The organism is Leucobacter chromiiresistens (assembly GCF_001477055.1).
Lineage (GTDB): Bacteria > Actinomycetota > Actinomycetes > Actinomycetales > Microbacteriaceae > Leucobacter > Leucobacter chromiiresistens_A.
In genome coordinates, this window is record NZ_LDRK01000015.1 from 1 (window position 1) to 21885 (window position 21885).

The following is a 21885-nucleotide window of genomic DNA, read 5'->3' on the forward strand; positions in this document are numbered from 1 at the left end:
TTGGCGTCGAGCGCGCACTGCGCGAGCGGCCCCGCCCGATCGGATCGGGCGGGGCCGCTCGCGCTTCCGCGGTCGCGTCAGCGGGAGGTGCGAGCGCGGAGCCGCAGCACCAGGGCCGCGATCGCCCGCCAGCCGACCAGGAAGACGCCGAGCGTCACCGCCGTGACCACGATGAACGACGGCGCCGTGCCGGCGCCGGTCGCCGCGCGCAGCAGCATGCCGATGACCACCGCTCCCGCCCAGACGGGGAGTCCGGTGCGCACGATCGCCAGTGGCCGCCCTGCGGCGAGGACGGCGAGCCACGCGATCCCCAGCCCCGCGAGGAACGGCCATGCCGTGCCCAGCAGGCCGAGCAGCGTCTCGGCGCGCGCGTGGCTGCTCCGCCCGATGCCGGCGAACAGGAGCACGAACACGACGTCGACTGCGAGCGCGATCGCGACGGTGCGGCCCGAAACGGACGCGCCGCCGCCGCGGCGTCGGAGGCCGGACGCCGCGCTCACCGGTCCGCCTCCGCGCGCGAGCGCTCGATCACGTCGAGCACCGCGTCGTGCACGTGCCCGTTCGTCGCGAGCGAGCTGCCGTTCCAGGCGCTCGCGGCACCGTCGATGTCGGTGAACCTGCCACCCGCCTCGCGCACGATCGGCACGAGCGCGGCGAGATCGTACGGCTTCACGTCGAACTCGGCGACGATGTCGACGAGGCCCTCCGCCAGCAGCATGTACGACCACATGTCGCCGTAGGCGCGATCCCGCCACACCGCACGCGAGAGATCGATGAGCGGCTGCAGGTACCCCGCGAGATCCCACTGCTCGATGCTCTGGAAGCTCAGCGAGGCGTGCGCGAGGTCGGAGACCTGCGAGACGCGCAGCCGACGGGCATCCGCCCCTTCCTGCCGCCCCCACGCACCCGCGCCGGTCTCGGCCCACCACCGGGCGCCGAACGCCGGCGCCGAGACGACGCCGACCGTCGGGCTCCCATCGACTTCGAGCGCGATGAGCGTCGCCCAGTTCGGCACGCCGCGGAGGAAGTTGGACGTGCCGTCGATGGGATCGATGATCCATCGCCGCGCGCCCCGATCCGCCCGCCCCGACTCCTCGCCGAGGAACCCGTCGTGCGGGCGCTCGGCGGCGAGGCGCTCGCGCAGTGCGCGCTCGACCGCCGTGTCCGCATCGGTGACGAACGTGCGATCCGGCTTCGTGTCGATCGCGAGATCGGCGGCGCGGAAACGGGGCAGCGAGATCGCATCGGCCGCGTCCGCGAGTTCGAGGGCCAGCGCGAGATCGGGCGAGGGGAGCGCTCGGGTCATGGACACACCTTCCGTGAGCGGAAACCGGGCGGATACGCGAAAAGCCCGGTATCGAATACCGGGCTTCTCGCACTGTGCGCCCTCACGGGCTCGAACCGTGGACCCGCTGATTAAGAGTCAGCTGCTCTACCAACTGAGCTAAAGGCGCGTATCGCTGTTCCGAGGGCCTGCCTCGCTGAGCAACGGATGAAACTCTAACACGTTCGCGGGGAAGCCCTCAAATCGGGGGTCGCATCCCGCGCGCGTCGCCCGGCATCAGTTCTCCGAGGCGCCCGAGCGACCCGTCCGCTCAGCGCAGCTTCCTGCGCGCCTGCTCCTGCTCGTCCTGCTCCTGCATCGAGACGGTGGCGATGGCGAGGGCGAGACCCGCGAGCCAGGCGCCCCAGACCAGATACCGACGCCAGTCCTTGCGCATCGAACCCGTTCGCCGCGCGGTGCTCAGCGCTCCGAACGCAGCGCCGATCACTCCGGGATTGGTGACGTACTTGCCAATGGACACGGTGCCTCCCAGCGGTCGATGATGATGACCGTTTCAGCCTAGCGGGAGGGTCTGCGGGAGGGAGGGGGTTGCGGTAGCCTGGCACCGACAGGCTTCGCGCGGGCGAGGTTGCGGAACGAACGATGAAGGAGAAGCCGGTATGGCGAAGCAGGAGACGGGCGCGCTGTTCGAGGAGAGCTCCCAGGGTGCGGTCAGCGCGGTGACGGCGATCGTGTTCCTGGTGTCGATCGTGCTGGTGCTGGGCGGATTCGTCGTCATGAGCTACGGCGTGAACCCGGAGCTGGGCCCCGCCGAGGTGTGGACCTTCGCCGGAGGCCTCGCCGCGACCACGCTGGGGTTCGCGCTGCCGTTCACGCTGCTGCCGCTCACCGGCAAGTAGCGCGCACCGCGCAGGCGGGGTCGGGGGAGTCGCTCCTCCGGCCCCGCTCGTGCGTCAGGCCTGCGGATCTGCGTCCGCCCACGCCGATCCGTGCATGCGTCAGCCCCTAGAATGGCGGTTATGGCAGAGATCGACATGAAGCCGCGCAGCCGCGACGTCACCGATGGAATCGAGAAGGCCGCGGCCCGGGGCATGCTCCGCGCGGTCGGCATGGGCGACGCCGACTGGGACAAGCCCCAGATCGGCATCGCGAGCTCGTGGAACGAGATCACTCCCTGCAACCTGAGCCTCGACCGGCTCGCGCAGGGTGCGAAGGAGGGCGTGCACTCGGGCGGCGGCTACCCCCTGCAGTTCGGCACGATCTCCGTCTCCGACGGCATCTCGATGGGCCACGAGGGCATGCACTTCTCGCTCGTCTCCCGCGAGGTCATCGCCGACTCCGTGGAGACCGTGATGATGGCGGAGCGCCTCGACGGGTCCGTGCTGCTCGCCGGCTGCGACAAGTCGCTGCCCGGCATGCTGATGGCCGCGGCCCGCCTCGACCTCGCATCCGTGTTCCTCTACGCGGGATCGATCGCCCCGGGCTGGGTCAAGCTCACCGACGGCACCGAGAAGGAGGTCACGATCATCGACGCCTTCGAGGCGGTCGGCGCGTGCAAGGCCGGAACGATGAGCGAGGAGGACCTGAAGCGCATCGAGTGCGCGATCGCCCCCGGCGAGGGTGCGTGCGGCGGCATGTACACCGCGAACACGATGGCCTCCATCGCCGAGGCGCTCGGCATGAGCCTGCCGGGTTCGGCGGCGCCGCCCAGCGCCGATCGCCGCCGCGACTACTTCGCGCACCGCTCCGGCGAGGCCGTGGTCAACATGCTCCGCCTCGGCATCACCGCGCGCGACATCCTGACGAAGCACGCGTTCGAGAACGCCATCACGCTGCTCATGGCGTACGGCGGGTCGACGAACGCGGTGCTCCACCTCCTCGCGATCGCTCGCGAGGCCGAGGTCGATCTCACCCTCGAGGACTTCGACCGCATCGGCTCGAAGGTGCCGCACCTCGCCGACATGAAGCCGTTCGGCAAGTTCGTGATGGCCGACATCGACCGCCACGGCGGTGTGCCGGTCGTGCTCAAGGCGCTGCTCGACGCGGGCCTGCTGCACGGCGACGCGCTCACCGTGACCGGAAAGACGATGGCGGAGAACCTCGCCGAGCTCGACCCGGATCCCATCGACGGGACGGTGATCCACCACCTCGACGACCCGATCCACGCCACCGGCGGCCTGTCGATCCTGCACGGATCGCTCGCCCCCGAGGGCGCCGTCGTGAAGACGGCCGGGTTCGACGCCGAGCTGTTCGAGGGCCCGGCCCGCGTGTTCGATCGGGAGCGGGCGGCGATGGACGCGCTCACCGAGGGGCGCATCGGCAAGGGCGACATCGTCGTGATCCGGTACGAGGGGCCGAAGGGCGGCCCCGGCATGCGCGAGATGCTCGCCATCACCGCCGCCATCAAGGGCGCGGGACTCGGCAAAGATGTACTACTATTGACGGACGGACGATTCTCAGGCGGCACAACCGGCCTGTGCATCGGCCACATTGCACCGGAGGCGACGGACGGCGGTCCGATCGCACTGGTCCGCGACGGAGACCTGATTCGGGTCGATATCGCCGCACGAACGCTCGATCTGCTGGTAGACCCCTCTGAGCTCGAGGCCCGACGAGACAACTGGGCCCCGCTTCCCCCGCGGTACACGCGCGGCGTGCTGGCGAAGTACGCGAAGCTCGTCAAGTCGGCGTCCCACGGCGCCGTCACCGGCTGAGCCGGAAGACGCGCGCACGGCACGCCGTCGGCCGAACACGGCCGCGTTCCGCGACATCACCTCCGATCACGAAAGCTGGACATGAACTCGGAATCGAGTGCACTCCCATCACCACCCGCGGCTCGACGCGGCGAGCGGATGACCGGCGCCCAGGCCGTCGTCCGCAGCCTCGAGGCGCTCGGCGTCACCGACGTCTTCGGGCTGCCCGGCGGCGCGGTGCTGCCGCTCTACGACGCCCTGATGGACGCCCAGAAGCTCCGCCACGTGCTCGTGCGGCACGAGCAGGGCGGCGGTCACGCCGCGGAGGGCTTCGCCACGGCGAGCAACACCGTCGGCGTCTGCATCGCCACGTCGGGGCCGGGCGCGACGAACCTCGTCACCGCCATCGCCGACGCCTACATGGACTCCGTGCCGCTGCTCGCGATCACCGGCCAGGTGTACTCGCACCTCATGGGCACGGATGCGTTCCAGGAGGCCGACATCGTCGGCATCACGATGCCCATCACCAAGCACTCCTTCCTCGTGAAGCGGGCGGAGGACGTGCCCGAGGCGATCGCGGCCGCCTACTACCTGGCGTCGACCGGTCGCCCCGGCCCCGTGCTCGTCGACATCACGAAGGACGCCCAGGAGGCTGAGTTCGACTTCGTGTGGGGCGAGCGCTCCGATCTGGCGGGGTACCGCCCCATCACCAAGGCCAACAGCAAGCAGATCCAGGCCGCGGCCGATCTGATCGCCGACGCCAAGCGGCCCGTGTTCTACGTGGGCGGCGGCGTGGTGCGCGCCGGCGCCGCGGAGGAGCTGCTGCAGCTCGTCGAGCTCGTCGGCGCGCCCGTCGTCACCACCCTCACCGCGCGGGGCGTCTTCCCCGACTCGCACGCGCAGCATCTCGGCATGCCGGGCATGCACGGCACCGTGCCCGCGGTGCTCGCCCTCCAGGAGGCGGATCTGCTGATCACCCTCGGCGCGCGCTTCGACGATCGGGTCACCGGCAAGGCGGCGCTGTTCGCCCCCCACGCGAAGGTGATCCACGCCGACATCGATCCCGCCGAGATCGGCAAGATCCGTGCCGCCGACGTGCCGATCGTGGGCGATGCCGCCGAGGTGATCGCCGACCTGATCGCCGCGATGTCGACTGCGCAGGTCAGCCGCGAGTGCGCGAACATCAGCCCGTGGTGGGAGCGGCTGCGCGGGCTGCAGCAGAAGTTCCCGCTCGGGCACCAGCCGACGAGCGACGGGCTCCTCTCCCCGCAGCAGGTCATCCAGCGCATCGGCGAGCTCACCGGGCCGGAGGGCGTGTACGCCGCCGGCGTCGGCCAGCACCAGATGTGGGCCGCGCAATTCATCACGTACGAGCGCCCCGGATCCTGGCTGAACTCGGGCGGGGCGGGCACGATGGGCTACGCCGTGCCCGCGGCGATGGGCGCGAAGGTCGCCGAGCCCGACCGCGTCGTCTGGGCGATCGACGGCGACGGCTGCTTCCAGATGACCAATCAGGAGCTCGCGACCTGCGTCGTGAACAACATCCCCATCAAGGTCGCCGTCATCAACAACTCGTCGCTGGGCATGGTGCGCCAGTGGCAGACGCTGATCTACAACGGCCGGTACTCGAACACCGAGCTCAACACGGGGCACGGGTCGCAGCGCGTTCCCGACTTCGTGAAGCTCGGGGAGGCGTACGGGTGCCTCGCCATCCGCGTCGAGCGCGAGGACCAGGTCGACGAGGCGATTCAGCTCGCCCTCGCCACCAACGACCGCCCCGTGGTCATCGACTTCGTCGTGAGCGCGGACGCGATGGTCTGGCCGATGGTGCGGCAGGGCACCTCGAACAGCGACATCCAGTACGCACTCGAACACAGCCCCGAGTGGGAGGCAGAGTAACCATGAGCCGTCACGTGCTGAGCCTCCTCGTCGAGGACAAGCCGGGTCTGCTGACCCGAGTCGCCGGGCTGTTCGCCCGACGCAGTTTCAACATCGAATCGCTCGCGGTCGGCCCGACCGAGATGCGCGGCCTCTCGCGCATCACCGTCGTCGTCGACCAGGACGACGTGCTGCTCGAGCAGGTCACGAAGCAGCTCAACAAGCTCGTCAACGTCATCAAGATCGTCGAACTGGAGGGCGCCTCCTCGGTGCAGCGCGAGCACGTGCTCATCAAGGTGCGCGCCGACAACCAGTCGCGATCGCACGTGCTCGAAGCGGTCACCCTGTTCCGCGCGCGCGTCGTCGACGTCGTGCCCGACGCCCTCACCATCGAGGTCACGGGCGACCGCGGCAAGATCGACGCCTTCCTGAAGGTGCTCGAACCCTACGGCATCAAGGAGATCGCGCAATCCGGCCTCATCGCCATGGGGCGCGGATCGAAATCGATCACCGAGCGCGTCTTCAAGAACTAGCGAAGCACGCTTCGCTGCACGAGTTATCACGAATCACCACAACGAAGGAGAGTCCCAAGTGGCAGAGATGTACTACGATGCCGACGCCGATCTGTCGATCATCCAGGGCAAGAAGGTGGCCGTCGTCGGCTACGGCTCGCAGGGCCACGCCCACGCGATGAACCTGCGCGACTCGGGCGTCGAGGTCGTCATCGCCCTCAAGGAGGGCTCGAAGTCGACGCAGAAGGCGGAAGAGGCCGGGTTCGAGGTCAAGACCGTGGCCGACGCCGCGGCATGGGCCGACCTCATCATGATCCTCGCGCCGGATCAGCACCAGCGCGCCATCTTCTCCGAGTCGATCAAGGATCACCTGACCGAGGGCAAGACGCTCGCGTTCGCCCACGGGTTCAACATCCGCTACGGCTACATCGAGGCCCCCGCCGGCGTCGACGTGATCCTCGTCGCGCCGAAGGCTCCCGGCCACACGGTGCGCCGCGAGTTCGAAGCCGGCCGCGGCATCCCCGACATCATCGCCGTCGAGGTCGACGCCTCGGGCACCGCGTGGGAGACCGCGAAGTCGTACGCGAAGGCCATCGGCGGCACCCGCGCCGGCGTCATCAAGACCACCTTCACCGAGGAGACCGAGACCGACCTCTTCGGCGAGCAGTCGGTGCTCTGCGGCGGCACCAGCCACCTCGTGCAGTACGGCTTCGAGGTGCTCACCGAGGCCGGCTACCAGCCCGAGATCGCCTACTTCGAGGTGCTCCACGAGCTGAAGCTGATCGTCGACCTCATGTGGGAGGGCGGTATCGCCAAGCAGCGCTGGTCGATCTCCGACACGGCGGAGTTCGGCGACTACGTCTCGGGCCCGCGCGTCATCGGCCCCGAGGTGAAGCAGCACATGCAGGAGGTGCTCGCCGACATCCAGTCGGGCGCCTTCGCGAAGCGCTTCATCGAGGATCAGGACAACGGCGGCGTCGAGTTCCAGGAGCTCCGCAAGAAGGAGGAGTCGCACCCGATCGAGAAGACCGGCGGCGAGCTCCGCAAGCTGTTCGCGTGGCAGCAGCAGGACGCCGACTACGTCGACGGCTCGGCTGCACGCTGATCTGATCGCGAATCGAACGCCCGCCGGGGGAGTCCTCCCGGCGGGCGTTCTGCTGTGCGGGGCGCGGCCGGGCGGGGCGATCGGGCGCGGGATCGCGCACCCCCTCCGGCGCTCGCCTCCGATGAACCGCTCGGAGTCACGGGGTCGGGGCGCGCTTCGTGCGGGCGGTGGCGGGCGCCGACCAGGGATCCTCCGGCCACGGGTGCTTGGGGTACCGGCCCCGCATCTCCTTGCGCACCTGCTGGTACGGGCCGTTCCAGAACGACTCGAGGTCGTCGGTGACGGCGAGCGGCCTGCGCGCCGGCGAGAGCAGGTGGAAGAGCACGGGAACGCGCCCGTCGACGAGCGCCGGCGTGCGGGCGAGCCCGAACACCTCCTGCAGCTTCACGGCGACGATCGGCCGCTCCGTTCCGGTGCCGGGCTCCGGGTAGACGATGCGCGCACTGCCGCCCGACGGCACGGCCAGTCGCTCGGGGGCGAGCTGCTCGAATCGCGCCGCGTCGGGCCAGGGGAGCAGGCGCCGGAGCGCGGTGGCGAGATCGAGGGAGCGGAGCGCTGAGCCGCCCGAGAACCGCTCCACGTCGGGGCCCAGCCACTCCTCCAGGCCGTCGATGAGTGCGGCGTCGCCCACGTCGGGCCAGGGGGAGCCGAGCTCGGCGTGCAGCAGCGCGAGTCGTGCGCGCAGGCCCCGGGCCGCCTCGGACCAGGGCAGCGAGGCGAGCCCCTCATCTCGGAGCATCAGCGCGATGGCGGGCGCGGTATCCGCAGCGCTCGCGGCGACCGGTGTCGAACTCAGCAGGATCGCGCCCAGCCGCCGCTCCTGCCGCACCTGTACGCGGCCGTGGGCGATGCGCGCTGCACGTCTGTCGGTGCGCAGCGCCGCCCCGAACCGCAGCGCGTCGTCCTCGCGCAGCGCGGCGGCGAGACGGACGACGGCGCCCGTGCCGTCAGCGGCGCGACCGTCGGCCCGCTGCACCTCGCGCACCGCGATCCAGCTCGACGCGAGCAGCGGGCTGCCCTCGGGGAGCGCCGCCCGCGTGCCGCTCGCGAGGAGGTAGGCGCGGGAGCCCGCGTCGACTCTGCGCGCGATCCACTCGGGGCGTGCGAGCGCCAGCACCGCGCCCGGCTCGACGGCGCCGGGCGCAACGCGCCGCCGCGCATCGCCGCCCGCATGCGCCGCCGCGATGCGGAGCAGCCGCCGCGCTTCACCGCGCCAGCGCCCCGCCCCGGGCGCGCGGCCTGCTCGCAGCTCGGCGAGCACGCGTGCGAGGTCCGAGCCCGGGTCGCGGAAGTCGCCCGACATCGCGGCGACGACCTCCGCGACACCGCGCGCATCGCCCAGCTCGGCGCAGCCCGCGAGCAGAGCGCGCGCCTCCCGCGCGCCGACCGGCAACGGGGCGATGCGCCTGCCGAGGGCGGTGATGCCGCCCGCTGCGTCCACGAGCGCGAGCGCCCGCAGCACTCCCTCGGCCTCGTGCATCGCCGGCTCCGGCGGGCGGGTCAGCAGGGCCAGCCCGTCGCCGCGCGGCGTGCCCCAGGCGGCGAGCAGCAGTGCCGCATCCGTGAGGTCGGCCGAGGCGATCTCGGGCGGGGCGTCGGCCGGCATGCGCGCGAAGTCGCCCTCCGAATAGGCGCGGACCGCGCGGCCCGGGCCGAGCCGGGCCGCGCGGCCGGCGCGCTGCACGGCGCTCGCGCGGGAGGCGCTCACCGTGACGAGGCCTGTCATGCTGCGCGCCTGATCCCGGCGCACCTCGCGAGCAAGGCCCGCGTCGACGACGAGGCGCACGCCCGGAACCGTGAGCGAGCTCTCGGCGAGCGCGGTGCTCACGACGATGCGGGGCGCATCACCCGGACCGGGGCCGCGCACCGCGCGATCCTGCTCGCGGGCATCCAACCGGCCGTGCAGTGCCAGCACCTCGACCCCGCCGCCGCGCGCATCGACCCGGGCGCGCAGCAGGCGCACCAGCTCATCGACCTCGCGCGCGCCCGGCACGAACACCAGCGCGTCGCACCGGTCGACGCGCTGCGCCTCCGCCGCGACGGCGGCGACATGCGCGAGGAACCCGCGGGTGACGCCGCGTTCATCGAGCCGCGGGTGCTCGCACGGGGCGTACTCGACCCGGAGCGGATGGAGCGTCGAGGGCACCTCGACGATCGGGGCGGGGGCGCCTGCAGCGCCGAGCAGATCGGCGACGCGCTCCGCGTTCAGCGTCGCCGACATCGCCACAACGATGAGATCGTCGCGCAGCTCCCGCACCTCCGCGAGCATGCCGAGCAGCAGGTCGCCGTCGACGGAGCGCTCATGCACCTCGTCGAGGACCACGGCCCCCACGCCCGGCAGGTCGGGCTCCGCGAGCAGGCGTCGCAGCAGCACGCCGGGGGTGAGCACCTCGAGCCGGTGCCCGGGATCGAGCACGCGCTCGCCGCGCACGGTGAAACCCACGGCGGCCCCGACCGGGGAGCCGTCGAGGTGCGCGATGCGCGCTGCGGCCGCGCGCACGGCCACGCGCCGCGGCTGCGTGAGCAGCACGGTCGGTGCACCCGCGCCCCGAGTCGCATCCGCAGCCGGGGTCGCACCCGAGGGGGCGGGCCCGGAGGCGCGGGCGAGCAGGAGATTCGCGATGAGCGGCGGCACGAACGTCGTCTTCCCCGTGCCCGGCGGCGCGGTGACCACGGCCGCGCCGACACCCGCGGCGCGCTCGACCGCGCCGGCCGCGTCGGCGACTCCGAGGCCGGCGCCGATCGCGGCGAGATCGAAGCGGTGCGGCATCGCTCCAGTCTAGAAGCCGCGGCAGGCGGAGGGGCGCGCTCGGCGCCCGCCGCTTTCGGCGGTCTCCGAGTCGCGGACCGATACCCTGGATCCCATGAAGCAGAAGCCGGGCCGCGCGCCGCGGGAACCTCGGGAGAGCTCGCTCGCGAGCGGATGGACCGTCGAAGGCGAGGCGGCGCCCGTCGCCGCTCCGGCCGACGCGCCCCTCGGCGCAGAGCCGGTGCGGCCGGGGCCGCACGCCGGGCACGATGCGACGAGCGCGGGATCGGCGCCGTCGCCCCGATCCGAGGCCGCCGGTGCGCCCGCGGATGCGCCCGCGAGCGAGGGACGCGATGCGGAGATCGACGAGCGCCCGCAGATGTCGAACGGCGCGCTCGTGGTGCTCGGCGTGTTCGGCGGGCTGTACCTGCTCTACACGTGGGGCTGGTTCATCGTCGCCCAGGCCTACTCCGGCAACAACGCGGTCACCGCGGCGGGCAGCGGACTCATCGGCGGCGTGCTGCAGCAGGTCGTGTTCTGGGCGGCGCCGCTCGCGGCGCCGCTCTGGTTCTTCACGGCGCTCGCGCTGAGTCGCGGGGGCCGCACGAAGCGCCTCGCGATCCTGCTGCTCATCGGTGCGATCGCACTCGTGCCGCTGCCGATGCTGATCGCGAGAGGGGCCTGAGCGGTGCTGAAACTCATTGCGTCGTGGACGGTCGGGCTGCTGCTCGGCCTGCTCTACCTCTACGCGGTCGTCGCCGGCATCGGCAACTTCGTCGGGATCGCCGGGCTGAGCGATGCGCTCGGCACCGGCCTGTCGGGCAGCGGGCGGATCTGGCTCATCGTCGGCATCGCGATGCCGCTCGTCGTGCTCGCTGCGGCGCTGCTGGTCGGGCGCGGCCGGCGGGCGGGCATCCGGATCCTGCTGCTCGCCGCCGGGGTCGCGCTGGTGGCGGCGTGGCAGATCGACCTCATGCACGTGATTCCCGAGTCGTCATATTTCGCATAGCCGGGATCGGGTGATCTGGGCAGGGCTAGACTGGTGACCTGCGTGCGCTGCGCGTATTGTCCTCGTTTTCAACCCGAAGGATCTGCTTGATGTCTGCGCCGGTCGTGCTGATCGCCGAACAACTTTCGCCCGCAACCATCGCCGCTCTCGGCCCCGACTTCGAGGTGGTGCACGTCGACGGCACCGACCGCGACGCGCTGCGCTCGGCGCTCGGCACCGCGGATGCGGTGCTCGTCCGCTCCGCCACGCAGATCGACGCGGAGGCGCTCGGCTGGGCGCCGAAGCTCAAGGTCGTCGCCCGCGCCGGCGTCGGTCTCGACAACGTCGACATCAAGGCCGCGACGCAGGCCGGGGTCATGGTGGTCAATGCGCCGACCTCGAACATCATCAGCGCCGCCGAGCTGACGGTCGCGCACATCCTCGGGCTCGCCCGCCACCTGCCGCGCGCCCACCAGTCGCTGGCCGCGGGGGAGTGGAAGCGCTCCGCGTACACGGGCATCGAGCTCTTCGAGAAGACCGTGGGCATCATCGGGCTCGGGCGCATTGGCGCACTCATCGCGGAGCGCCTGCGCGGCTTCGGCGTCGAGCTCATCGCCTACGACCCCTACATCACCGCGGCTCGCGCCCAGCAGCTGGGCGTGCAGCTCGTCTCCCTCGACGAGCTCGTGGCCCGCGCAGACTTCCTGACGATCCACATGCCGCGCACGCCCGAGACGCTCGGCATGATCGGCGCGGAGCAGCTGCGCGCGATGAAGCCGACCGCGTACGTGGTGAACGTGGCCCGCGGCGGACTGATCGACGAGGATGCGCTGGCGGAGGCCCTCGCCGCGGGCGAGATCGCCGGTGCCGCGCTCGACGTCTTCGTGCAGGAGCCGCCGGCGGACACGCGCCTCACGGGGCTGCCGAACGTCAACGTCACCCCGCACCTCGGCGCTTCCACGGACGAGGCTCAGGAGAAGGCGGGCGTCTCGGTCGCGAAGTCCGTGCGCCTCGCGCTCGCCGGGGACCTCGTGCCCGACGCGGTGAACGTGGCCGGCGGCGCGATCGACGAGTACGTGCGCCCCGGTCTGCCGCTCACGGAGAAGCTCGGGCAGGTCTTCGCGGGGCTCGCCGACGGCGCGATCGCCTCGGTCGACATCGAGGTGCACGGCGAGCTCGCCGACCACGACGTGCAGGCGCTGCGCCTCGCCGGGCTCAAGGGACTGTTCTCGAAGGTCGTCAGCGAGCCGGTGTCGTACGTCAACGCGCCCCTCCTCGCGGAGCAGCGCAACATCGATGTGCGGTTCTCCGTCGATGCGCAGTCGGAGAGCTACCGCAACGTCATCACGATTCGCGGCGCGCTCACCGACGGCACCCCCATCTCCGTCTCGGGCACGCTCACGGGCCCGAAGCAGGTGGAGAAGATCGTCGAGATCAACGGGTACGAGGTCGAGCTGCCGATTCCCGAGCACCTGATCGTCTTCAGCTACGTGGATCGCCCGGGCATCGTCGCGACGTACGGCGGCGTGCTCGGCGAGGCGGGCGTGAACATCGCGGGTCTGCAGATCGCGCGCGATGAGAAGCGCGGCACCGCCCTGTCGGTGCTCTCCGTGGACGCGCCCGTCGAGGATGCGCTCATCGGAGCGCTCCGCGGCGCGATCGGCGCGGAGAGCATGCACACGATCGATATCGACACGCTCTAGACGTCGGACCTCGAAGCCCCTTCCGCGATCCCCGCGGGAGGGGCTTCGTGCTGCGCGCTGCGCGCGAGCTGCGCGATGCGCCGCGCGCCGCGCCGCGCATCGCGCATTCTCGCGCAGGAGATCCGGCCTCGTGCAGGCACGATCGGCGGATCGCCACCTGCACGGGGCCGGATCTCCTGCTTGATGGGCGTGCGCGGGATCCCCCGCCGCTACCTTCCGGCGCGAATGGCCGAGGCGACGGCCTCGATATGCTGCAGCGCGGCGCGCTCGGCCCCTGCGCGGTCGCAGGCCTCGATGGCGGCGAAGATCGCCGCGTGCTCGACGTCGGAGTCGAGTTGCCTGGCCTGGGTGATGTTCAGGAACTCCGACTGGAGGTCGAGCGAGCGCCGCATGGACGCGGTGATGCTCAGCAGCACGGAGTTGTGGCTCGCCTCCGCGATGAGGGTGTGGAAGTCGCGGTCGAGGCGCACCCAGTCGTGCAGCACGGTGGTGTCGAGCATGCGGCTCAGCAGCCGGCGCATCGCGTCGAGCTCCGCCGCCGTGCGGCGCTGAGCGGCGTGCCCCGCGGTCGGCACCTCGACGTGGATGCGCGCCTCCATGAGGTGGTCGGGGTCGAACCCGCCGAACTCGGAGACGCCCGAGGGCGTCTTCGAGACGACGTAGGTGCCGCTGCCGCTGCGGGTCTCGGTCAAGCCGAGCGTCGCGCAGGCGTGCAGGGCCTCGCGCACGACGGAGCGGCTGACGCCGAACTGCTTGGCGAGGGTCAGCTCGCCGGGGAGGCGGTCGCCGGGGGAGATCGCATCGTCGTCGATGAGATCCCGGATCGCACGGAACGCGGCCTCGGTCGCGCTGATGCGCGTGACGGGGGTGTGCATGGACGGGCCTTTCGGGAGCGCGTCGCGGACTCGCTGGTCGAGGGTCGGCGGCGGCGCAGAGCTCATCAGGACAGGATATTGAACTTCTCCCGATTTCGGGTAACCTGTCTGACAGCCGGACAGGTGAGCACGGGCGCACCGGCGGCGAAGCGAAGAGGGTTCGAACATGAACGATGAAGTTCTGCCGCGCGGCGGGAGCGCCGCCGACGCACCGAGCGGTGCCGCGCCGCTCGCCACCGCCGTCGACGCCGGAGACTCCGGGTACCAGCGCGGCCTGAAGCGGCGCCACCTCACCATGATCGCCATCGGCGGTTCGATCGGCACCGGCCTGTTCCTCGGAGCGAGCGGCCGCATGGAGATCGCAGGCCCGTCGCTCGCCTTCGTCTACATCATCTGCGGCATCTTCGCCTTCCTCGTCGTGCGCGCGCTCGGCGAGCTCGTCATGTACCGCCCGTCCTCCGGAGCGTTCGTCTCGTACGCGCGGGAGTTCCTGGGGGAGAAGGGCGCGTACGCGGTCGGCTGGCTCTACTTCCTGAACTGGTCGACCACGGTGATCGCCGACATCACGGCCGTGGCCCTCTACATGCACTTCTGGGCGGTCTTCGTGCCGATCCCGCAATGGCTGCTCGCGCTCACCGCGCTCGCGATCGTATTCGCGATGAACGTGGCGTCGGTCAAGCTCTTCGGCGAGATGGAGTACTGGTTCGCCATCATCAAGGTGGGCGCCATCGTCGCGTTCGGCGTGATCGGCATCTTCCTCGTCGTCACGCAGACGCCGGTCGACGGCCGCACGCCCGGCTTCCAGCTCATCACGGAGAACGGCGGATTCTTCCCGAACGGCGTCGGCGCGATGTTCGTGATCGCCCTCGGAGTGGTCTTCGCGTTCGGCGGCACCGAGATGGTGGGCGTCGCCGCCGGCGAGTCGGAGAACCCCCGCGCCGCCATCCCGCGCGCCGTGAACTCCATCATGTGGCGCATCGTGCTCTTCTACGCGGGGTCGGTCATCCTGTTCACCCTGCTGCTGCCGTGGAACGCCTACTCCGGCTCGGAGAGCCCCTTCGTCACCGTCATGAACTCCATCGGCATCCCCTACGCCGGCGACATCATGAACGTCGTGGTGCTGACCGCGGCGATGTCGAGCCTGAACGCGGGCCTGTACGCGACCGGACGCACCCTGCGCTCCATGGCCGTCGCGGGCACAGCGCCCGCCTTCGCGAAGCGCTTGAACGCCTCGGGCGCGCCCTACGGCGGCATCATGATCACGGCAGCCATCGGCGTGCTCGGCGTCGGGCTGAACTTCGTCGTGCCGGCCCGCGCCTTCGACATCGTGCTGAACCTCGCCGGCATCGGCATCGTCGGCACCTGGGCGTCGATCATGGTCTGCCACGCGCTGTACGTGCGCCGCACGCGCCGCACGGGCGAGGCCCGCCCCGCCTACCGGCTCCCGTTCGCCCCCGTCACGAACGCGGTCACGCTCGTCTTCCTGATCGGCATCGTCGTGCTCATGGCACTGGATGCGGCGGTGGGGCGGATCACGCTCGTCGTCTTCGCCGGAGTCGTGATCCTCATGGTGATCGGGTGGTTCGCGGTGCGCCGACGGATCAACGCGTCGGCATTCACCGCAGCGTTCGCGATCCCCGACGAGGCGCTGGTCGAACGGGACGAGCCGGGTGCGGGCCAGCCGCACGACGGTGAGACGGGCGACGGGCGGCCGGCCGGTCGCCGGCCGCGATCATGAGGGATCGCGGGCCGGCGACGCGCCTGCTGCTCGTCTACTGCGGCGGAACGTTCGGCATGCGCGAGACCGGCGTCGGTCTCGCCGCGCAGACGGACCTCGGGGACGTGCTCTCCGCGCTCGTGGACGCGTCGTCGAGACGCCATGGGCGGCCGGTCGACTGGCGGCTCGCGGTGCCGCGCAGCGTGATCGACAGCGCCGCGGCGGGCCACGGAACGGCGCTCGAGATCGCGGACCTCATCCGCGAGCGCGTCGCCGAGGGCATCTCCGACGGCCCCGTGCAGGCCGTCATCGTGGTGCACGGCACCGACACGCTCGCGCACAGCGCGGCCCAGACGGCGTTCGCGCTCGCCGACCTCGCGATCCCGATCGTCTTCACCGGTGCGCAGCGCCCGATCGGCACCCCGGCCAGCGACGCGGAGCGCAACTTCGACGACGCGTTCCGCGAGGCGATGTCGGGCGGGGAGCCCGGGGTGCGCCTCGTCTTCGGCGGGGCCGCGTTGCCGGCCTGCCGCGCAGTCAAGCGCTCGAGCGAGGCGTTCGACGCCTTCGTCGCGCGGCGGCCGGCCGCGCGCCCCGTCGACGGGGTGGGCGCGGAGCTGGCGGCGGCCCTCGCCGCGTGCGCGCACGCCGCGGCGCCGCGCGTCGGCATGCTGACGATGGTGCCGGGCCTGCCCGCCGAGCTGCTCCAGGCCGCCCTCGACGCATTCCCCGATGGGCTGGTGCTCGAGTGCTACGGCTCTGGAACCGGCCCCCTCGTCGGATCGGTGCACCTCGCGGCGCTGCGCCGGGCCCGCGATGCCGGCACCCCGGTGCTGGCGATCACCCGCTGCGAGGACGGCGCGGTCGACCTGCCGCGCTACGCGGTGGGCGCCGCCATGGCGGCCGTCGGCGTGATCGGCGGCCACGATCTCACCGCCGAGGCGGCGATCGCGAAACTGCGCGCGCTCCGACGGGCGGGGCTCTCGGGCGCCGAGCTGCGCAGCGCGCTCGATCGGAATCTGGTGGGGGAGCAGCAGCGCCGCGTGCCCGCGGCGGCGGGATGATCCTGGGCATCCCAGGGGTGCGGTGCTACGCTGGGGGGAGCGGGCGATCGCCCGCGTCAAACGAAGAACCGAGCACGCCGATCGGCGGGCTGGTCTTCGGTGGTGGATCCCTCTGATCCGCGGGAGCGGTGCGCAGGGTGGTCGTCTACTGAACATCAGCATCCGCGGTCGAACGCAGCGCATGCCGGCGCGATCCGGACTGTCCATCGCGTGCTCTCGTGAGTAAGGAGAACCCGTGGAGGGTCCTGAAATCAAGTTCGCCGAGGCCGTGCTCGACAATGGCACGTTCGGCAAGCGCACCATCCGATTCGAGACCGGTCGTCTCGCGCAGCAGGCGCAGGGCGCCGTCGCCGCGTACCTCGACGAGGAGACGATGCTCCTCTCGGCGACCAGCGCATCGAAGCAGCCGAAGGATCACTTCGACTTCTTCCCCCTGACCATCGACGTCGAGGAGCGCTCGTACGCCGCGGGCAAGATCCCCGGCTCGTTCTTCCGCCGCGAGGGCCGCCCGTCGACCGAGGCGATCCTCGTCTGCCGTCTGATCGACCGCCCCCTCCGCCCCTCCTTCGTGAGCGGCCTGCGGAACGAGGTCCAGGTCGTCATCACCGTCCTCTCGATCGCGCCCGGCGAGTTCTACGACGCCCTCGCGATCAACGCCGCCTCGGCGTCGACGCAGATCTCGGGCCTCCCGTTCTCCGGCCCGATCGCCGGCGTGCGCCTCGCGCTCATCGGCGACCAGTGGGTCGCCTTCCCGAATGCGGAGCAGCTGCAGGACGCGGTCTTCGACCTCGTCGTCGCCGGCCGCGTCGTCACCGACGCGCAGGGCAACGAGGACGTCGCGATCATGATGGTCGAGGCCGAGGCGACCGAGCACAGCTGGGAGCTGATCCGCGGCGGTGCGAAGAAGCCGAACGAGGCCGTCGTCGCCGAGGGGCTCGACGCCGCGAAGCCCTTCATCGCCCAGCTCTGCAAGGCGCAGTCGGAACTCGCCGCGCAGTCGGCGAAGGAGATCGCCGACTACCCCGTCTTCCTGCCCTACACCGACGAGGTCCTCGCGGCCGTCGACGCGCTCGCGCGCACCGAGCTCGCGCCGATCTACCAGATCGCCGACAAGCAGGAGCGCCAGAACGCCGATGACGCGCTGAAGGCGCGCGTGAAGGAGGGCATCGCCGCGCAGGTCGAGGCCGGCACCCTGCCCGAGTCCGCCATCGCGCAGGTCTCCGCCGCGTACAAGACCGTGACGAAGGACATCGTGCGCACGCGCGTGCTCACCGAGGGCGTCCGCATGGACGGGCGCGGCACGAGCGACATCCGCGCGCTCGACGCCGAGGTCCAGGTCATCCCCCGCGTGCACGGCTCCGCGATCTTCCAGCGCGGCGAGACCCAGATCCTGGGCGTCACCACGCTGAACATGCTCAAGATGGAGCAGCAGATCGACTCGCTCTCCCCGGTGACGAGCAAGCGGTACCTGCACCACTACAACTTCCCGCCGTACTCGACCGGAGAGACCGGCCGCGTCGGCTCCCCGAAGCGCCGCGAGATCGGGCACGGCTTCCTGGCCGAGCGCGCCCTCGTTCCGGTGCTGCCGAGCCGCGAGGAGTTCCCCTACGCCATCCGCCAGGTGTCGGAGGCGCTCGGATCGAACGGCTCCACGTCGATGGGCTCGGTCTGCGCATCGACCCTGTCGCTGCTGAACGCGGGCGTGCCGCTGCGCGCACCCGTCGCGGGCATCGCCATGGGCCTCGTCTCCGACGAGGTCGACGGGGAGACGCGGTACGCGGCGCTCACCGACATCCTGGGTGCTGAGGACGCGCTCGGCGACATGGACTTCAAGGTCGCCGGCACCGCCGACTTCATCACCGCGATCCAGCTCGACACGAAGCTCGACGGGCTCCCCGCCTCCGTGCTGAAGGGCGCGCTGACGCAGGCGCACGAGGCCCGCCTCACGATCCTGGGCGTGCTGAACCAGGCCATCGACGTGCCCGACGAGATGGCCCCGACGGCGCCTCGCGTTCTCACGGTGACCATCCCGGTCGACAAGATCGGTGAGCTGATCGGCCCCAAGGGCAAGACGATCAACGGCATCCAGGATCAGACCGGCGCCGACATCTCGATCGACGACGACGGCACCGTCTACATCGGCGCGACCGACGGGCCGGCCGCTGAGGCCGCGCGTGCGCAGGTCAACGCGATCGCCAACCCGCAGAACCCCGAGGTCGGCGAGCAGTACCTCGGCACCGTCGTGAAGAACGCCGCGTTCGGCGCCTTCATCTCGCTGCTCCCGGGCAAGGACGGCCTGCTGCACATCTCCGAGGTGCGCAAGCTCGCCGGCGGCAAGCGGATCGAGAGCGTGGACGACGTGCTCTCCGTCGGTCAGAAGATCCTCGTGAAGATCACGAAGACCGACGACCGCGGCAAGCTCTCGCTCGAGCCCGTGATCGAGGAGCAGGCCGCTGAGGCGGCCGACGCTCCGGCGGCACCCGCAGCGGAGTAATCCGCGCAGCGCGGTGCGCCGCACCCGACGCCCGCCGTCCCGCACCGGGGCGGCGGGCGTTGTGCGTTGGGCGTCGTGCGTTGGGCGTCGTGCGTTGGGCGGCGCGCACGCTCGTGGCGTGCGACAGGATGTGCGAGCATCAGCGCCCCGGGAGCGGACTTCCTGTCGCATCTCGGGAGCGCGCACGCGCCACGACGCCGGTCCGCTCGGGGTCCGGGCGGATGCGGGAAAAAGTGCAGCGGTTCACCGGTTCAGCGGGCGTTCCTCGCGGCGGTCGCCTGCGCGATGCGCGCGGTGAGGATCCGGATCAGCTCGGCCGGGTGACGCAGATCGTGCGCGGTCACCCGGATCACCGTCCACCCCGCGTCCTCCATCGCGCGTACTCGTGTCACGTCGACGCGGGCCTGCCGCAGCGCATCACCGCCCACGAAGTGGTGCGCGCCTTCGTACTCGATCGCGATCCGCAGATCAGGGGAGCCGAGGTCGGCGCGAAGCGTGCGCCCCCGCACCGGCACCGGGCACTGGATCACGGGCTCGGGGAGGCCGCCGTCGAGCAGTGCAAGGCGCAGTCTGCTCTCAGCGTGAGATTCCGCGCCGCACCGCACGAGCGGAAGCACCTCCGCTCTGAGCAGGCTCCCGTGGGTGCCCCGGAAGCGCCTGACGGCCGCAGCCAGCGCGGCGGGCGTCGCGGCGGGCGGGTCGTATCGCCCCGGACCGGACACGATCCAGTCGCCCGCGGCGAGGAGCTCCTCGCGCGTGGCGACCTGCGCGAGGAGGCACCAGGCGTCGACGACGCTCGGAAGCCACGGCGGTCGATCGGGAACGCGCTCGAGCGTTCCGGGCCGGAGCTGGTGGCCGGCGGTCTCCGGTCGCCGGAGCGGCCGCGACGGGCGGACCGCGCCCATCTCCAGCCTGCGATCATCGCGATCGCTCACGGGCATCCCGTGGAGCGCCGCCGCGGTGCGCCGGCTCCAGAACTGGCCGCGACGCATCCGCAACGCGAGGGCGACGACGCGGGGGTCGACGGCACCGGGCGCACCGCGCCGCATGACCACTCCGTGGACGGGGCGCTCGACATCGGGCGAGTAGAGGCGCCAGCGAGGCGTTCCGGCTGAGAGGAGATCGCCGACGCGCGTGGGCGAGGCGTCGAGCAGGGGGAGCGGGGAGAGCGGACGCATCGCACCAGCATGGCGGTGCGGGCGTATTCCTGCAGACGCTATCCACAGGGGAGCGCTGGCGCATCGTCGTGGGCCCCGCCGCCTGAATCTCGCGACGGAAGGTACGCGCATCACGGCGCGATGCTCGGAGTTCTTGTCGCATCTCCGTCTGGGCGAACAGGCGGCGAACAGGTGGCGGGCCGCGCGGCCCGCCCACCCCGCGAGCTCCGAGGCGCGAGGCTCTAGGCTGAGGGCATGCGCGAACCGATAGCCCTGCCCCTCGACCAGGCCGAACTGACCGCTGATCTGGGCGGCGGGCTCGTGAGGCGCACCGTGCACCCCAGCGGCCTGCGCGTGCTCACCGAGCGCATGCCGGGGGCGCGGAGCGCATCGATCGGGTTCTGGATCGGCGTGGGCTCGCGCGATGAGCAGGCGGAGCGCCCCGACGCCCCCGGCAGCCTCGGGTCCACCCACTTCCTCGAGCACCTGCTGTTCAAGGGCACCCCGACGCGCGACGCGTTCTCGATCGCGACCGAGTTCGACCGCATCGGCGCCGAGCACAACGCCCTCACCGCGAAGGAGTACACCTGCTACCACGCGAAGGTGCGCGATGCCGACCTCGAGGTCGCGGTCGCGATGCTGAGCGACATGGTCGCCAACTCGGTGCTCGACGCCGATGAGTTCGAGACGGAGCGCGGCGTCATCCTCGAGGAGCTGGCGATGGCCGCCGACGATCTCGCCGACGTCGCGAATGAGCGCTTCTTCGAGGCCGTGCTCGGAGATCACCCGCTCGGGCGGCCGATCGGCGGCTGGCCGGAGACGATCACGGAGGCCCGCAGGGCCGATGTCGACCGCCACTACCGCGATCGCTACGACCCGTCGACGCTGGTGGTGACCGCGGCGGGGGCGGTGGATCACGATCGGCTCGTGGCCCAGGTGCTCGCCGCGCTGAACGCCTCGCCGGAGGAGCGCTGGCACACCGACGGCAGCGCCGCCCCCGTGCGGCGGGAGCAGGTGCTCGACGCGGCGCCGGGGGGCGCGCAGGCGCCCGGGGCGGACTCGCTCGACTCGGCGCTCCATCGGGAGCCGCGCGTGCAGATCACCGAGCGCCCCTCCGAGCAGGTCAACCTGCTGATCGGCACGCACGGCTTCAGCGCCGGCGATCCGCGCCGCTTCGCGTACGGGATCATGAACTCGGTGCTCGGCGGCGGCATGTCGAGCCGACTGTTCCAGGAGATCCGCGAGAAGCGGGGCCTCGCGTACACGGCGTACTCCTTCGGAGCGAGCTACTCCGACTCCGGTGTCTTCGCGATGTACGCCGGCACCGCCCCCGAGAAGGCGGCGGACGTCGTCGAGCTCAGCCGGGTGGAGCTGCGCAGACTCGCGGACACGGAGATCTCGGGCGAGGAGCTCGAACGGGCGCTGGGTCAGATCGCGGGGTCCACGGCGCTCGCACTCGAGGACTCGGACACCCGGATGGGCCGCCTCGCCCGGGCGGAGCTCGGCAGCGGCGAGCTCTTCGACCTCGACGCCTCGCTCGAGCGCTTCGCCGCGGTGACGCCGGAGCACATCCACGAGGTGGCGGCGACGCTCGCCGCTCGCCCGCTCACGGTGGTCGCGGTGGGGGAGGCCTCGCGATCCTCGCTCGAATCGAGCGACTGACCG

At 71.5% G+C, this 21885-nt stretch carries 18 protein-coding genes and 1 tRNA gene; 12 read left to right on the forward strand and 7 right to left on the reverse strand.

Translation table 11 applies throughout. From position 1 onward, the window contains the following. Positions 1-77: 77 nt before the first annotated feature. From NS354_RS03115 to NS354_RS03130, 4 genes are all read right to left on the reverse strand, one after another. Positions 78-500, reverse strand: a complete 423-nt coding sequence (locus NS354_RS03115) for a DUF3054 domain-containing protein (protein WP_058593157.1) — start codon at positions 498-500, stop codon at positions 78-80. Continuing rightward, on the reverse strand, positions 497-1306 hold the full coding sequence (locus NS354_RS03120; protein ID WP_058593158.1) for an inositol monophosphatase family protein: 810 nt from the start codon (positions 1304-1306) through the stop codon (positions 497-499). The genes NS354_RS03115 and NS354_RS03120 overlap by 4 nt, the downstream gene beginning before the upstream one ends. 75 nt (positions 1307-1381) lie before the next feature. Then, positions 1382-1454: transfer RNA gene (locus NS354_RS03125), tRNA-Lys, on the reverse strand. 141 nt (positions 1455-1595) lie between these two features. Further along, positions 1596-1805: a hypothetical protein gene (locus tag NS354_RS03130; protein WP_058593159.1), complete on the reverse strand. Its 210-nt coding sequence runs from the start codon at positions 1803-1805 to the stop codon at positions 1596-1598. Between the two features lie 139 nt (positions 1806-1944). On the opposite strand from NS354_RS03130, the gene NS354_RS03135 reads away from it, so the two are divergent. From NS354_RS03135 to ilvC, 5 genes are all read left to right on the forward strand, one after another. Next, the gene (locus NS354_RS03135; protein WP_058593160.1) at positions 1945-2184 is read left to right on the forward strand and encodes a hypothetical protein; all 240 of its coding nucleotides are present in this window, start codon (positions 1945-1947) and stop codon (positions 2182-2184) included. A 120-nt stretch (positions 2185-2304) separates the two neighbouring features. Beyond that, positions 2305-3999 (forward strand): dihydroxy-acid dehydratase, encoded by a 1695-nt coding sequence (gene ilvD, locus NS354_RS03140; protein ID WP_058593161.1) that lies wholly within the window; start codon positions 2305-2307, stop codon positions 3997-3999. 81 nt (positions 4000-4080) lie between these two features. Beyond that, the gene (locus tag NS354_RS03145) at positions 4081-5877 is read left to right on the forward strand and encodes an acetolactate synthase large subunit (RefSeq protein ID WP_058593162.1); all 1797 of its coding nucleotides are present in this window, start codon (positions 4081-4083) and stop codon (positions 5875-5877) included. Between the two features lie 2 nt (positions 5878-5879). Then, positions 5880-6389 (forward strand): acetolactate synthase small subunit, encoded by a 510-nt coding sequence (gene ilvN / locus NS354_RS03150; protein ID WP_058593163.1) that lies wholly within the window; start codon positions 5880-5882, stop codon positions 6387-6389. 25 nt (positions 6390-6414) lie between these two features. Then, entirely contained in the window at positions 6415-7473 is a 1059-nt protein-coding gene (gene ilvC / locus NS354_RS03155; protein ID WP_074690450.1) for a ketol-acid reductoisomerase, read from the forward strand. Positions 7474-7609: 136 nt separating this feature from the next. Here the strand turns inward: ilvC and hrpB are convergent, their stop codons facing one another. Continuing rightward, positions 7610-10243 carry an ATP-dependent helicase HrpB gene (hrpB, locus tag NS354_RS03160; RefSeq protein WP_058593164.1) on the reverse strand — a complete coding sequence of 878 codons (2634 nt, stop codon included), beginning with the start codon at positions 10241-10243 and terminating at the stop codon, positions 7610-7612. 94 nt (positions 10244-10337) lie between these two features. On the opposite strand from hrpB, the gene NS354_RS03165 reads away from it, so the two are divergent. The 3 genes from NS354_RS03165 to serA all read left to right on the forward strand — a co-directional run bounded on the left by NS354_RS03165 (position 10338) and on the right by serA (position 12913). Further along, positions 10338-10907 (forward strand): hypothetical protein, encoded by a 570-nt coding sequence (locus NS354_RS03165; RefSeq protein ID WP_058593165.1) that lies wholly within the window; start codon positions 10338-10340, stop codon positions 10905-10907. Between the two features lie 3 nt (positions 10908-10910). After that, complete coding sequence (locus tag NS354_RS03170; RefSeq protein WP_058593166.1) at positions 10911-11231, forward strand: hypothetical protein; 321 nt, start codon at positions 10911-10913, stop codon at positions 11229-11231. Between the two features lie 89 nt (positions 11232-11320). Further along, complete coding sequence (serA, locus tag NS354_RS03175) at positions 11321-12913, forward strand: phosphoglycerate dehydrogenase (protein ID WP_058593167.1); 1593 nt, start codon at positions 11321-11323, stop codon at positions 12911-12913. Between the two features lie 209 nt (positions 12914-13122). On the opposite strand, the gene NS354_RS03180 is transcribed toward serA, so the two are convergent. Continuing rightward, positions 13123-13854 carry a FadR/GntR family transcriptional regulator gene (locus tag NS354_RS03180; protein ID WP_241490319.1) on the reverse strand — a complete coding sequence of 244 codons (732 nt, stop codon included), beginning with the start codon at positions 13852-13854 and terminating at the stop codon, positions 13123-13125. Positions 13855-13954: 100 nt separating this feature from the next. On the opposite strand from NS354_RS03180, the gene NS354_RS03185 reads away from it, so the two are divergent. From NS354_RS03185 to NS354_RS03195, 3 genes are all read left to right on the forward strand, one after another. Next, on the forward strand, positions 13955-15526 hold the full coding sequence (locus NS354_RS03185; protein WP_058593169.1) for an amino acid permease: 1572 nt from the start codon (positions 13955-13957) through the stop codon (positions 15524-15526). Next, positions 15523-16569 carry an asparaginase domain-containing protein gene (locus tag NS354_RS03190; protein WP_058593170.1) on the forward strand — a complete coding sequence of 349 codons (1047 nt, stop codon included), beginning with the start codon at positions 15523-15525 and terminating at the stop codon, positions 16567-16569. The genes NS354_RS03185 and NS354_RS03190 overlap by 4 nt, the downstream gene beginning before the upstream one ends. A 235-nt stretch (positions 16570-16804) precedes the next feature. Further along, complete coding sequence (locus NS354_RS03195; protein WP_058593171.1) at positions 16805-19063, forward strand: polyribonucleotide nucleotidyltransferase; 2259 nt, start codon at positions 16805-16807, stop codon at positions 19061-19063. Positions 19064-19314: 251 nt separating this feature from the next. On the opposite strand, the gene NS354_RS03200 is transcribed toward NS354_RS03195, so the two are convergent. After that, complete coding sequence (locus NS354_RS03200; protein WP_058593172.1) at positions 19315-20241, reverse strand: endonuclease domain-containing protein; 927 nt, start codon at positions 20239-20241, stop codon at positions 19315-19317. A gap of 234 nt (positions 20242-20475) precedes the next feature. Between NS354_RS03200 and NS354_RS03205 the strand changes: the two genes are divergently transcribed. After that, complete coding sequence (locus NS354_RS03205; RefSeq protein WP_058593173.1) at positions 20476-21882, forward strand: M16 family metallopeptidase; 1407 nt, start codon at positions 20476-20478, stop codon at positions 21880-21882. The last annotated feature ends 3 nt before the right edge of the window (positions 21883-21885 follow it).

What these genes read in the sequence shown, in the direction of transcription:
- NS354_RS03165 (WP_058593165.1), top strand. Translation starts at nt 10,338, where the DNA reads ATGAAGCAGAAGCCGGGCCGCGCGCCGCGGGAACCTCGGGAGAGCTCG.
- hrpB (WP_058593164.1), bottom strand. Translation starts at nt 10,243, where the DNA reads ATGCCGCACCGCTTCGATCTCGCCGCGATCGGCGCCGGCCTCGGAGTC.
- ilvN (WP_058593163.1), top strand. Translation starts at nt 5,880, where the DNA reads ATGAGCCGTCACGTGCTGAGCCTCCTCGTCGAGGACAAGCCGGGTCTG.
- NS354_RS03120 (WP_058593158.1), bottom strand. Translation starts at nt 1,306, where the DNA reads ATGACCCGAGCGCTCCCCTCGCCCGATCTCGCGCTGGCCCTCGAACTC.
- NS354_RS03190 (WP_058593170.1), top strand. Translation starts at nt 15,523, where the DNA reads ATGAGGGATCGCGGGCCGGCGACGCGCCTGCTGCTCGTCTACTGCGGC.
- NS354_RS03180 (WP_241490319.1), bottom strand. Translation starts at nt 13,854, where the DNA reads ATGAGCTCTGCGCCGCCGCCGACCCTCGACCAGCGAGTCCGCGACGCG.
- NS354_RS03135 (WP_058593160.1), top strand. Translation starts at nt 1,945, where the DNA reads ATGGCGAAGCAGGAGACGGGCGCGCTGTTCGAGGAGAGCTCCCAGGGT.
- NS354_RS03205 (WP_058593173.1), top strand. Translation starts at nt 20,476, where the DNA reads ATGCGCGAACCGATAGCCCTGCCCCTCGACCAGGCCGAACTGACCGCT.
- NS354_RS03145 (WP_058593162.1), top strand. Translation starts at nt 4,081, where the DNA reads ATGAACTCGGAATCGAGTGCACTCCCATCACCACCCGCGGCTCGACGC.
- NS354_RS03200 (WP_058593172.1), bottom strand. Translation starts at nt 20,241, where the DNA reads ATGCGTCCGCTCTCCCCGCTCCCCCTGCTCGACGCCTCGCCCACGCGC.
- ilvD (WP_058593161.1), top strand. Translation starts at nt 2,305, where the DNA reads ATGGCAGAGATCGACATGAAGCCGCGCAGCCGCGACGTCACCGATGGA.
- NS354_RS03185 (WP_058593169.1), top strand. Translation starts at nt 13,955, where the DNA reads ATGAACGATGAAGTTCTGCCGCGCGGCGGGAGCGCCGCCGACGCACCG.
- serA (WP_058593167.1), top strand. Translation starts at nt 11,321, where the DNA reads ATGTCTGCGCCGGTCGTGCTGATCGCCGAACAACTTTCGCCCGCAACC.